This is a genomic window from Bradyrhizobium sp. CCBAU 45389 (assembly GCF_028128625.1).
GTDB lineage: Bacteria > Pseudomonadota > Alphaproteobacteria > Rhizobiales > Xanthobacteraceae > Bradyrhizobium > Bradyrhizobium liaoningense_B.
This window is the reverse complement of record NZ_LBIY01000092.1, coordinates 243,737-255,569: the sequence shown is the minus strand read 5'-3', so window position 1 is coordinate 255,569 and position 11,833 is coordinate 243,737. Positions and strand designations below refer to the sequence as shown.

The following is an 11,833-nucleotide window of genomic DNA, read 5'->3' as shown; positions in this document are numbered from 1 at the left end:
GAGTTTCGATGTCGGCGGCGGAGGCGATCGTTGCGGAGTTTCGCGCCTTCGGCGCCGGGCTCCGCCGCGACAAGTTCTGCGTACGCTCCGCCCTCGACATCGTCGACCGCTGCGAGACCAATGGTGTCGGAATCCTCGGGATAGAGGGCTTCTACCTGACCGACACCACGACCGTTCCCAAACTCGATCATGTCCTCGATCTGAGCGCCGGGATGAAGGCTTACGACACCGCGCGGCAATTCCTTCGCCACGGCGAAGGGCTGCCGCTGTTCTACGAATTCACGTTCCAGGAATGATCCCGATCGCGTTGCGGTCGTAACCAATAGCTGCAATCAGGAGGCTCCCATGGCAGATGCCTATATCTACGATCACGTCCGCACCCCGCGCGGGCGCGGCAAGGCCGACGGCGCGCTGCACGAGGTGACCGCGCTTGCGCTCGCCACCGTGCCGCTGAAGGCGCTGAAGGACCGCAACAACCTGCCGGAAGACTCGGTCGACGACGTCGTGCTCGGCGTGGTCGATCCCGTCGGCGAAGCCGGAAGCGACATCGCGCGCTTCGCCGCGCTGAAGGCCGGTCTCGGCGAAGCCGTCCCCGGCGTGCAGATCAGCCGCTTCTGCGCCTCCGGCCTCGACGCCGTGAACTTTGCCGCCGCCCAGGTGATGAGCGGCCAGCATGAGCTCGTCATCGGCGGCGGTGCCGAATCCATGAGCCGCGTCGGCATCGGCGCCTCCGGCGGCGCCTGGCCGATGGACCCGTCGATGGCGGTGCCGGCCTATTTCATGCCGCAGGGCGTCTCGGCCGATCTGATCGCGACCAAATACGGCTTCTCGCGCGACGACGTCGACGCCTACGCCGTGCAGAGCCAGCAGCGGGCCGGCAAGGCCTGGGACGAGGGCCGCTTCAACAAGTCGGTGGTGCCGGTGAAGGACATCAACGGCCTCACCATCCTCGCCAAGGACGAGCACATGCGTCCTTCGACCACGATGCAGTCGCTGGCGCAGCTGCAGCCGTCGTTCACGATGATGGCGCAGATGGGCGGCTTCGACGGAGTCGCGGTGCAGTCGCACCCGGAGATCGAGCGCGTCAATTACGTGCACCACGCCGGCAACTCGTCGGGCATCGTCGACGGCGCCGGCGCCGTGTTGCTCGGCAGCAAGGAGGCGGGCAGCAAGTATGGCCTCAAGCCTCGCGCGAAGATCCGTGCGTTCGCGAATATCGGCTCTGAGCCGGCGATGATGCTGACCGGTCCGGTCGACGTCACCGAGAAGCTGTTCGCGCGTTCCGGCATGAAGAAGTCGGATATCGACCTGTTCGAGCTCAACGAGGCCTTCGCCTCCGTCGTGCTGCGCTACATCCAGGCCTTCGACATCGACAATGCCAAGATCAACGTCAATGGCGGCGCCATCGCGCTCGGCCATCCGCTCGGTGCCACCGGCGCGATGATTCTGGGCACCGTGCTCGACGAGCTCGAGCGCACCAACAAGTCCACGGCCCTTGTGACGCTGTGCATCGGCGGCGGCATGGGCACCGCGACCATCATCGAGCGGGTGTAACGAGCTGCCGTAGGGGGGGTTAGCCGAAGGCGTAACCCACCATTACGCTTCGCTAACCCACCCTACGAGATCTCAAGTCAACCGCCGCGCCTGAGATCGGCTGCGGCACCGAGGAGCAACCACTATGTCGTACAAGAACTTCAAGGTTGAGACCGATTCCGACGGCATCGCGCTCGTCACCTGGGACATCCCGGGCCGTTCGATGAACGTGCTCGACGAGACCTCGACCAGCGAGCTCGACGCGATCGTCAAGGCGACCACGGCTGATGCGTCCGTGAAGGGCGTCGTCATCACCTCGGCGAAAGAGGCGTTCTGCGCCGGCGCCGACCTCTCCATGCTCGAAGGCATGAACCAGGCCTACGCCAAGGTTTTCAAGGAGCAGGGCGAGACCGCCGCGAACCAGATGCTGTTCGACCAGAGCCGCCGCTTCTCGCAGGTGCTGCGCTCGATCGAAACCTCAGGCAAGCCGTGGGCGGCCGCGATCAACGGCCTCGCGCTCGGCGGCGGCTTCGAGATCACGCTGTGCTGCCACTATCGCGTGGCCGCCGAGAATCCCAAGACGCGCCTCGGTCTGCCCGAGGTCAAGGTCGGCCTGTTCCCCGGCGCCGGCGGCACGCAGCGCGTGCCGCGCCTGGTGCCGCCGCAGGACGCCATGACCATCCTGCTCAAGGGTGATCCGGTCACCGTCGACAAGGCCAAGGCGCTCAACCTGATCCACGCCATCGTTCCCGCCGCCGACCTCATCAAGGCGGCGAAGGAGTGGATCAAGGGCGGCGGCAAGGCGGTCGCGCCCTGGGACGAGAAGGGCTTCAAGCTGCCCGGCGGCCCCGTGTTCTCCAAGGCCGGCATGATGATGTTCCCGGCCGGTAACGCGATCTATCGCCGCGAGACCTACGACAACTATCCGGCCGCGCGCGCGATCATGAGCTGCGTCTATGAGGGCCTGCAGCTGCCGATCGACGCCGCGCTGCGGGTGGAATCGCGTTACTTCACGTCGGTGCTGCGCTCGAAGGAAGCGGCCGCGATGATCCGCAGCCTGTTCCTGTCGATGCAGGAGCTCAACAAGGGCGCGCGCCGTCCGAAGGACGTGCCCCCCACCAAGGTGAAGAAGATCGCCGTGATCGGCGCCGGCTTCATGGGCGCGAGCGTCGGCTACGTCTCGGCCCGCGCCGGCCTCGACGTCGTCCTGATCGATCGCGACCAGGAGAGCGCCGACAAGGGCAAGGCGCATGCGCAGAAGGTGATCGAGGATCAGATCAAGAAGGGCCGCGCCAAGCCTGCGGATGCCGAAGCATTGCTCGCGCGCATCACGCCGACCGCCGACTATGCGGCGCTGAAGGACGTCGACCTCGTGATCGAGGCCGTGTTCGAGGACCGCAAGGTCAAGGCGGACACCTTCGCCAAGGCGCAGGAATATCTGAAGCCCGACGTGATCTTCGCCTCGAACACCTCGACGCTGCCGATCACCTCGCTCGCTGAAGCCTTCAAGGACCAGGGCAAGTTCATCGGCATCCACTTCTTCTCGCCGGTCGAGAAGATGATGCTGGTCGAGATCATCCTCGGCAAGAACACCGGCAATGCCGCGCTGGCGACCGCGCTCGACTATGTCCGTCAGATCGGCAAGACGCCGATCGTGGTCAACGACTCCAGAGGCTTCTTCGCCAATCGCTGCGTCGGCCGCTACGTCGCCGAAGGCAACGAGATGTTCCTCGAGGGCGTGCCGCCGGCGATGATCGAGAACTGCGCCAAGATGGCCGGCATGCCGGTCGGCCCGCTCTCGCTGTCGGACGAAGTCGCGCTCGATCTCGGCCTCAAGATCATGAAGGCGACCGAAGCCGATCTCGGCCCCAACGCCATCAATCCCGATCAGAAGAAGCTGATGGTGGAGATGGTCGAGAAGCAGGGCCGTCTCGGCCGCAAGAACAGCAAGGGCTTCTACGACTATCCCGAGAAGGGCAAGGGCCAGAAGAGCCTGTGGCCGGGTCTCTCCGCGCTGCAGCCGAAGCAGCTCGACCCCGATACGCTCGATATTGAGGAATTGAAGCAGCGCTTCCTGGTGGTGCAGGCCGTGGAAGCCGCGCGCACGGTGGAGGACAACGTCATCACCGATCCGCGCGAGGCGGATGTCGGCTCGATCCTCGGCTTCGGCTTCGCGCCGTTCACCGGCGGCACGCTGTCCTACATCGACTTCATGGGCACGAAGAAGTTCGTCGAGCTCTGCCACAAGCTGGAAGCCAAGTACGGCTCGCGCTTCACCCCGCCGAAGCTGCTCGAGGAGATGGCTGCGAAGGGGGAGACTTTCTACGGGCGGTTTGCACCGAAGAAGGCGGCTGCTGCCTGATCGGGAGACGGGCTGCGCATTCGAGAAAGGCCGGATCATCGATCCGGCCTTTTTCTTTTGCGCATCCTCACAGTTGCATCAGATTTGTTCCAGGTTGTGGAACCGCTCACAGAATCGGGATAGGAACCGTGCCAGAGTCCCCGCTGCCGCGGCGTCGCGCAATTGTCATAGGCGCGCCAAAGCGGCGCCGTTCTTTTGCTTGGCCCTGGCACTAGTCTTGCTGCGGGTCAGGGTCACGAATCGCGTTGGGACACTTGCCGATCTTCTCGGCAAGCCGAAGACGAAAAGAAAGTTGCCCTTGATGAATTCCTTGGTGCTGCGGAAGACCGCGCTCGGTCGCGATCTTGCCGCGAAATATGCTGTTGCGTCCGCAACTGGCCTTCTCTCATCGCAGCAGAAGCCGGCGCGCCTGCGCCGCAAGGGCCCGGCGCTCTGGGTCGCGTTGGCGCTACTTGTGCTGGCGGCCGATTTTTGGCTGGCCTATCTCGCCTGGCTCGCCGTCGACCTCGTCATGCGGTGAGACCGCGCGAGCGTGCAGCAGATACGATGCCGCGAGATAGCCGAGCTGGGAGGCGACAAGACAGACGGCGATGACGGTCACGCCCCCCACCATCCCGAAATCATACGCGCGAAGAACGATCGCCGAGACAATTGCGATCAACGGCGAGACCACGACCAGCGCCCAGATCCTGAAAACGCGACCTGTCGCGATTCCCACCAGCGCGCTTGCAACGATCAGGACGATGGCAATCGTCAACTTAAACTCCGATGAGAGTGCAAATATTCTTCAATCAACGCCTCAAGCTCGCCCGCTTTACGCGTGCTGACAAGACAGCACCACTTACATTTGGCGAACAGTCGTTCATAAGTCTAGTCAAGGTACGATGATCCGGCGGAACGGGTTCGCGCCGCGCTGCGGCGAATAAAAAGGCCGGATCGTTGATCCGGCTCTCTTACTTGCTGTCGCCGAACGGCGAGAACGCGCGGCCGGAGACCGCATCGTCGGCGAGACTGGCTTTCCAGGTTCCTTCGTCGGCCTTGTCAATGCGGACCTCGAAGCGCCAGCCATTCTGGTTGGTGAAGGCGATCTCCGTTCCGCCCTTCCCCCTGGCGTAGCTGCACGGATATTCGGTCGGCCGGTCCGGAAAGACGATCTTTCCTTCCTTGCTCTCGAACACGGCCGAGGTGACCTGCGGATGGACCATGAAGATGCAGCTGCGTTGCGGCGTGACCGGCGTCGACAAGCCGAGCATCGCGAGCGGGGCGCCGGCGGCGGTCATGAGGACGATCATGTTCATGGGGCAACAGTCTCGCGGAGATGGTCCTTCGACGTCGCGGCCGGTCGAATGGTTCACAACGAAGAAAGGCCGGATCCTCGATCCGGCCTTTCGCTTGTTCCGTCTTGCGAGCGCCTACTTCGCCTGCGCGAGCCCTTCCTTCTTCAGCGCCTCCTGCACCTGGGGGCGCGCGGCGACGCGGGCCTTGTAGGCGGCAAGGTGCGGCATCGCGGTGAAGTCGAACTTCATCCGGTCGGCCCAGGTCAGCATCGTGAAGAGATAACCGTCGGCCACCGTGAACTGCTTGCCCATCAGGTAGTCGCGGCTGGCGAGCTGGCTATCGATGTATTTCAGCTTGCCCATGACGCGGTCCTTGAAGAAGGCCTTGGCCTCGTCGTTCAGGGCGGGGGCGAACATCGGGCCAAAACTCTTGTGCACCTCGGAGGTGAGGAAGTTCAGCCATTCGAGCAGCTTGTAGCGCTCGGCGCTGCCATGGGCGGGCGCCAGCGCCTTGGCTGAGGCCTGATCGGCGATCATCTGGACAATCACCGGGCCTTCGGTCACGATCTCGCCGCTGTCGAGGCCCAGCGCAGGGACCTGGCCCTTGGGGTTCAGCTTCAGATAATCCTCACCATTTTCGAGCTTCTTGGCCCGGATATCGACCTTGACCAGTTCGTAGGGCAGGCCGGCTTCCAGGAGCGCGATGTGGGGGGACAGGGAGCAGGCCCCGGGCGAGTAATAGAGCTTCATGGAATTTCCTCCTCTTGACGCTTGGCTACGGCGAAGGAACGCCTACATGCATCTGCATGCAATAGTCAAGATTGATGCACGTGCATCGAGTGAGGTAAGAGACGGGCGACGAGCTTGAGCGGGACCATGAAACGCAAACCATCGACCGAGGCAACCTCCGCCTGGATCCGCCTGATGCGGGTGCAGAGCCGCGTGCTCGACTGCGTCGAGCAGGACCTGAAGAAGGCGGGCTTCCCGCCGCTGGCCTGGTATGACGCGCTGCTCGAGCTGTCGCGCGCCCCCTCCGGCGAGCTGCGGCCGGTGGAACTCGAACGGCAGATGCTGATCCCGCAATATTCCACCTCGCGATTGATCGACCGCCTGGTCGACGAGGGGCTCGCCTCCCGGCGCGAGTGCAAGATCGACAAGCGCGGCCAGTTCGTGGAGATCACCGAAGCCGGCCGCGAGCTGCAGAAGCGGATGTGGGGCGCCTATTCCGCCGCGATCGAGAAATATGTCGGCTCGAAACTGTCCGATGCCGATGCCGTGAAGCTCAGCGGCCTGCTCGACCGGCTGGGCTGCTCGTGCGGTGAGATGAAGCTGCCACCCGTCGCCAACGTCAACGAAAGCACGCCGTCGCGATGATCGCGCGGCAACCAGCACGTCCGCGCACCCGGTGGGTTCGCGGACGATCCCCTTCACCCCGCGCGCATTCGGTCGAAGCGCCTTTGATTAGAGTTTGATATGGCGCGAGACCAGATCGATATGACGCCGCTGCAGTCACGTGACGAGCTCGTCGCGTGGTTCGAGGCCGGCTGCAAGGACCCGTCCGAATTCCGCATGGGCACCGAGCACGAGAAGACGCCGTTCACGCTCGAAGGCCACCGTCCGGTGCCCTATGAGGGCGCGCGCGGCATCGGCGCGCTGCTCGAAGGCATGAAGCTCCTGCTCGGCTGGGAGCCGATCATGGAGAAGGGCAACATCATCGGCCTCTATGACGTCACCGGCGGCGGTGCGATCTCGCTCGAGCCGGGCGGACAGTTCGAGCTCTCGGGCGCACCGGTCGAGAACGTGCACCAGACCCAGAGCGAGCTGATGGCGCATCTCGCCCAGGTGCGCGAGATCGCGACGCCGCTCGGCATCGGCTTCCTCGGTCTCGGCATGACGCCGTCCTGGTCGCGCTCGGACATCCCGGTGATGCCCAAGGGCCGCTACAAGATCATGACCAATTACATGCCGAAGGTCGGCCAGTACGGCCTCGACATGATGTACCGGACCTGCACGGTGCAGACCAATCTCGACTTCTCCTCCGAAGCGGACATGGTCAAGAAGCTGCGCGTGTCGCTCGCGCTCCAGCCGGTCGCAACCGCCCTGTTCGCCAACTCGCCCTTCACCGAAGGCAGGCCGAACGGCTTCCTCTCCTTCCGCTCCGAGATCTGGCGCGACACCGACAATGCGCGCGCCGGCATGATGCCGTGGGCGTTCGAGGACGGCATGGGCTTTGAGCGCTATGTCGACTATGCGCTCGACGTGCCCATGTATTTCGTCAAGCGCGGCGAGGACTACATCGACGTCTCGGGCTCCTCGTTCCGCGCCTTCTTCGACGGCCGCAACAACAATTTGCCCGGCGAGCGTCCGACGCTGTCGGACTGGGCCAACCATCTCTCGACGATCTTCCCGGAAGTGCGCCTCAAGCGCTATCTGGAAATGCGCGGCTCCGATGGCGGCCCCTGGGGGCGCCTGCCGGCGCTGTCGGCATTCTGGGTCGGGCTGCTCTATGACGACGTGTCGCTCGATGCCGCCTGGGACCTGGTGAAGCACTGGAGCGCGCATGAGCGCCAGGCCCTGCGCGACGACGTGCCGCGCTTCGGCTTCAAGTCGCGGATCAAGGACCGTTATCTGTTCGAGATCGCCAAGGAATGCCTCGTTCTGGCCCATGCCGGCCTGCGCCGGCGCGGCCGGATCGACCAGCTCGGACGCGACGAGACCCGGCATCTCGAGCCGCTCGACCGCATCATCGATTCCGGCCGGACGCCGGCCGAGGAAATGCTCGAGAAGTTCAACGGCCCCTGGAAGGGCTCGGTGGAACCGGCCTACGCGGAATACGCGTTCTAGAGCCTGTTTGGGCATGATCCTCTCGGAAATCCGCGTCACACTTTGTGCGAACGCGGGTCTTCGGGGCCGGATCATGCTTTAGGCCAACGACGGGGATTTCGGCCGTTCATCGCCCATACAGGTTTGCGGCGATCAAATGGTCGGCCGAAAAAACCTGAGCGTCGTCAATAACTCGAAAGCAGTTCCGATGGGGAAGGGCCGCCTGCGTGGGGCCGTGATGGCGAGCGTCGTGGCATGCGTCACGCTGCTTTCGCTCGCGTTTGCGAGCGTGCCGGCGCGCGCCCAGACGGCCTTCGACCGGCCCGGCGGCGACTATTTCAACACGCCGGTCACCTCGGGCGACCCCGAGGATTGCGCGCTGCTGTGCGAGCGCGACCGCAAGTGCCGCTCCTGGAGCTTCAGCTATCCCGACATCGACGGCGCCGCGGCCGTGTGCTGGCTCAAGAACACCGTGCCGCCGCGCGTGCCCGGCAGTTGCTGCATCTCCGGCGTCCGCGGCGCCGGCGTGATCGAGCCGCGCGTCGAAGGCGTGGAAACGTCGATCGACCGCCCCGGCGGCGATTTGCGCAATTTCGAGCTCAAGGACGGCGAAAGCGTCGAGGCCTGCAAGGCCGCCTGCACCGCCGACAACAAATGCCGCGCCTTCACCTACGCCCGCCCCGGCTACACCGGGCGCGAGGCGCGCTGCTTCCTGAAAAAGGAAATCAAGCCGCCGCGCAGGAAGGCGGGGTTCACCTCGGGCGTGGTGCGGTAGGCGGGATGCCGTAGGGTGGGTTAGCTGTGCAGCTGCGCGAAGCGCAGCCCGCGCGGCGTAACCCACCTCTTCTGCATCCGCGGAGATAAACAGTGGTGGATTACGCTTCGCTAATCCACCCTACGGTACTTCACTCCGCCGCGATCACCGTGAGCTCCGGCCATAGCGCTTTCCATCGCCCGGCCTTCACCGCGTAATTCGCCGCTGAAAAATTCGGCCCCGGATTTGGCCGCGCGATCAGCCCTGCGACATCGCCAAAGCCGCGCGGCGCGTAGACCTCGTAGCCATCGCCTGCGCGCCTGACGCCGATTTGCGTGTTCTGCGTGAGGAAGCGGTCGATGCCCTCCGTCGAGCTTCTCAGGGGCGGATAGGGCAGGCCGTGCTTGCCGGGATACCATAGATGCACGCGTGCCTGGTTGCGGATCTCGACCTTGACGCCGAGCTGCGCCAGCCGCTCATGCAGCTTGCGGATCACCGCATCCTCTGCCTCCCACGAGGTGTCAGGGTCGAAATAGAACGCGTCGTAGTCGGCGATGCCGTGATCGATGGCGCGGCCGGTGAGCACGTTCCATCCGGTCTGCACCAGGCATCCCGAGACCAGCCATGCATCCGGCAGAGCGAGCCGCGCGAGTTCGTCGATGATCGCTGCGTTGATCGGATTGCGCAGGGCGAGAGCGAGAAATTCGTCGCGGGTCATCGGGAAATCGTGGGGTGGGCAAAGGCGCGCTCTTCGCGCGCCGTGCCCACCATCTCTCCACGTTGCGACAGATGTGGTGGGCACGCTTCCGCTTTGCCCACCCTACGATCCCGTCAATGCACGGCGGTGAAGAATCGCGCGAGCCGGAAGCCGGACAGCCAGGTCCAGACCGGCTGGCTGCGCATGCCGAGATCCCAGGAGCCGACCACCGCATCGGCGCGCCCGATCAGATTGTCGACCGGCAGCAGGCCGACGCCGCCGGAGCGCAGCGGCACGCGGCTGTCGGCGGAGTTGTCCCTGTTGTCGCCGAGCACGAACAGATGGCCGGCCGGCACCGTCACCTCAGGCGTGTTGTCGAGCGGGCCGTTGTCGCGCATCTTGAAGATCAGGTGCGAGACGCCGTTCGGCAGCGTCTCGACATAGCGATAGGCCGGCTCGGTGCCGCCATTGTCGTCTTCCGCTGAGCCAACGCCGTCCGGCTTCAGCTCGGCGGGGCGGTCGTTGATGAAAAGCTGGCCCTGCCGCATCTGGATGCGGTCGCCGGGCAAGCCGACGACGCGCTTGACCCAGGCCTGCGAGCGATCGCCGGGCCAGCGGAAGACCACGACGTCGCCCTGCTTCGGCGTCTCCGCGAAAACGCGGCCGCTCTCGGGCAGGTTGATCTGGATCGGCAGCGACGAGGTGCCGTAGCCATAGGGGAATTTCGAGGCGAGCAGCGCGTCGCCGATCAGCAGCGTCGGCTCCATCGAGCCCGACGGCACGTAGAACGGCTCGGCGAGCGCGCCCTTGGCGATGAACACGGCGACGACAATGCCGGCGAGCTGAACGATCTGCCCGCCCCAGCCGCTGCTCTTGCGCTTGGCCGGTGCAGTTACTTTTTCAACGCTCATGCGCCTGTTCCACCCACGGTGATGCGTTCCATCAGAAGCGACGGCTGGCCGACGCCGACCGGCACGCCCTGGCCGTTCTTGCCGCAGGTGCCGATGCCGGTGTCGAGCGCGAGGTCGTTGCCGATCATGCGGATGCGATGCAGGTCGGTCGGCCCGTTGCCGATCAGCATCGCGCCCTTCAGGGGCGCGCCGATCTTGCCGTTCTCGATCTTGTAGGCCTCGGTGCACTGGAATACGTATTTGCCCGAGGTGATGTCGACCTGGCCGCCGCCGAAATTCGCGGCGAACACGCCGTTCTTGACGGAGGCGAGGATCTCGGCCGGATCGCGGTCACCCGCGAGCATGTAGGTGTTGGTCATGCGCGGCATCGGCACATGGGCGTAGCCCTGACGACGGCCGTTTCCGGTCGGCTTCATGTTCATCAGGCGGGCGTTCTGACGGTCCTGCATGTAACCGACCAAAATGCCGTCCTCGATCAGCACGGTGCGGTTGGTCGGGGTGCCCTCGTCGTCGATCGAGAGCGAGCCGCGGCGCGAGGCGATGGTGCCGTCGTCGACCACGGTGACGCCCTTGGCCGCGACCTGCTGGCCCATCAGGCCGGCAAAGGCCGAGGTCTTCTTGCGGTTGAAGTCGCCTTCGAGGCCATGGCCGACCGCTTCATGCAGCATCACGCCGGGCCAGCCGGCCCCGAGCACGACGTCCATCTCGCCGGCGGGCGCCGGAATCGATTCCAGATTGACGAGGGCCTCGCGCAGCGCGCCGTCGGCGGCATCGCGCCAGTTCTTGCTCTCGATGAATTCGGCATAGCCGGCGCGGCCGCCATAACCCTTGCTGCCGCTCTCCTGACGGTCGCCCTGGCCGGCGACGACGGAGATGTTGACGCGTACCAGCGGGCGGATGTCGCGATAGCTTTCGCCGTCGGGCCGCAGGATCTCGACCACCTGCCAGGTCGCGCCGAGGCTGACGCTGACCTGCCGCACCCGCGGATCCTTGTCGCGCAGATAGGCGTCGATCTCGGCCAGCAGCTTGACCTTGGTCTCGAAGCCCGGCGCATCGAGCGGATTGTCGTCACTATAAAGCCGCACGTTGGTATGCGCCGGCGGGGCCGCAAAGCTGCCGGAGTAGCCGCCGCGCACGGCCGCGACCGCGTCGGCGGCGCGAATCAGCGCCGGCAGCGACACGTCGGAAGAGTGCGCGTAACCCACCGCGTCGTCCTTGACGGCGCGCAGACCAAAACCCTGCGAGGTGTCGTAGGTCGCCTGCTTCAGCCGCCCATTGTCGAACATCAGCGCTTCGGTCTGGCTGTATTCCAGGAACAATTCGCCGTCGTCGGCGCCGGCGAGCCCGCGCGCGACCTCGTTGCGAACCTGGTCGCGGTCGAGATTGGCACGGTCGAGCAGGGAGGTTGTGGCGGGGTTGGTCATCGATCACCCATTGTCGGAGAGATGTCGGGCAAGATAATGGCTTCCGAACCGT

At 65.0% G+C, this 11,833-nt stretch carries 12 protein-coding genes; 6 read left to right on the top strand and 6 right to left on the bottom strand.

Annotated features, from left to right (window positions below; all coding sequences use genetic code 11):
- Nucleotides 1-8 precede the first annotated feature (8 nt).
- The 3 genes from XH79_RS23730 to XH79_RS23720 all read left to right on the top strand — a co-directional run bounded on the left by XH79_RS23730 (nucleotide 9) and on the right by XH79_RS23720 (nucleotide 3,895).
- Entirely contained in the window at nucleotides 9-296 is a 288-nt protein-coding gene (locus XH79_RS23730) for a hypothetical protein (RefSeq protein WP_212340919.1), read from the top strand.
- A gap of 49 nt (nucleotides 297-345) precedes the next feature.
- Nucleotides 346-1,554 (top strand): acetyl-CoA C-acetyltransferase, encoded by a 1,209-nt coding sequence (locus XH79_RS23725; protein WP_212340920.1) that lies wholly within the window; start codon nucleotides 346-348, stop codon nucleotides 1,552-1,554.
- Between the two features lie 124 nt (nucleotides 1,555-1,678).
- Entirely contained in the window at nucleotides 1,679-3,895 is a 2,217-nt protein-coding gene (locus XH79_RS23720; protein ID WP_271583135.1) for an FAD-dependent oxidoreductase, read from the top strand.
- A gap of 448 nt (nucleotides 3,896-4,343) precedes the next feature.
- On the opposite strand, the gene XH79_RS23715 is transcribed toward XH79_RS23720, so the two are convergent.
- The 3 genes from XH79_RS23715 to gstA form a co-directional block, all read right to left on the bottom strand.
- Nucleotides 4,344-4,652, bottom strand: coding sequence for a hypothetical protein (locus XH79_RS23715; protein ID WP_271583134.1), 309 nt, complete (start codon nucleotides 4,650-4,652; stop codon nucleotides 4,344-4,346).
- 196 nt (nucleotides 4,653-4,848) lie between these two features.
- Nucleotides 4,849-5,193 carry a hypothetical protein gene (locus XH79_RS23710; protein ID WP_271583133.1) on the bottom strand — a complete coding sequence of 115 codons (345 nt, stop codon included), beginning with the start codon at nucleotides 5,191-5,193 and terminating at the stop codon, nucleotides 4,849-4,851.
- Nucleotides 5,194-5,307: 114 nt separating this feature from the next.
- Complete coding sequence (gene gstA, locus XH79_RS23705; RefSeq protein WP_271583132.1) at nucleotides 5,308-5,922, bottom strand: glutathione transferase GstA; 615 nt, start codon at nucleotides 5,920-5,922, stop codon at nucleotides 5,308-5,310.
- A 126-nt stretch (nucleotides 5,923-6,048) separates the two neighbouring features.
- On the opposite strand from gstA, the gene XH79_RS23700 reads away from it, so the two are divergent.
- The 3 genes from XH79_RS23700 (at nucleotide 6,049) to XH79_RS23690 (ending at nucleotide 8,770) form a co-directional block, all read left to right on the top strand.
- Nucleotides 6,049-6,546 (top strand): MarR family winged helix-turn-helix transcriptional regulator, encoded by a 498-nt coding sequence (locus XH79_RS23700; protein ID WP_018644966.1) that lies wholly within the window; start codon nucleotides 6,049-6,051, stop codon nucleotides 6,544-6,546.
- Between the two features lie 99 nt (nucleotides 6,547-6,645).
- Nucleotides 6,646-8,016: a glutamate--cysteine ligase gene (locus tag XH79_RS23695; protein WP_212340930.1), complete on the top strand. Its 1,371-nt coding sequence runs from the start codon at nucleotides 6,646-6,648 to the stop codon at nucleotides 8,014-8,016.
- Nucleotides 8,017-8,203: 187 nt separating this feature from the next.
- On the top strand, nucleotides 8,204-8,770 hold the full coding sequence (locus tag XH79_RS23690) for a PAN domain-containing protein (protein ID WP_271583131.1): 567 nt from the start codon (nucleotides 8,204-8,206) through the stop codon (nucleotides 8,768-8,770).
- Between the two features lie 130 nt (nucleotides 8,771-8,900).
- Here the strand turns inward: XH79_RS23690 and XH79_RS23685 are convergent, their stop codons facing one another.
- From XH79_RS23685 to tldD, 3 genes are all read right to left on the bottom strand, one after another.
- Nucleotides 8,901-9,467 carry a nucleotidyltransferase family protein gene (locus XH79_RS23685; RefSeq protein WP_271583130.1) on the bottom strand — a complete coding sequence of 189 codons (567 nt, stop codon included), beginning with the start codon at nucleotides 9,465-9,467 and terminating at the stop codon, nucleotides 8,901-8,903.
- 113 nt (nucleotides 9,468-9,580) lie between these two features.
- Complete coding sequence (gene lepB, locus XH79_RS23680) at nucleotides 9,581-10,357, bottom strand: signal peptidase I (protein ID WP_271583129.1); 777 nt, start codon at nucleotides 10,355-10,357, stop codon at nucleotides 9,581-9,583.
- Nucleotides 10,354-11,781, bottom strand: a complete 1,428-nt coding sequence (tldD, locus tag XH79_RS23675; protein ID WP_212340935.1) for a metalloprotease TldD — start codon at nucleotides 11,779-11,781, stop codon at nucleotides 10,354-10,356. The genes lepB and tldD overlap by 4 nt, the downstream gene beginning before the upstream one ends.
- Between the last annotated feature and the right edge of the window lie 52 nt (nucleotides 11,782-11,833).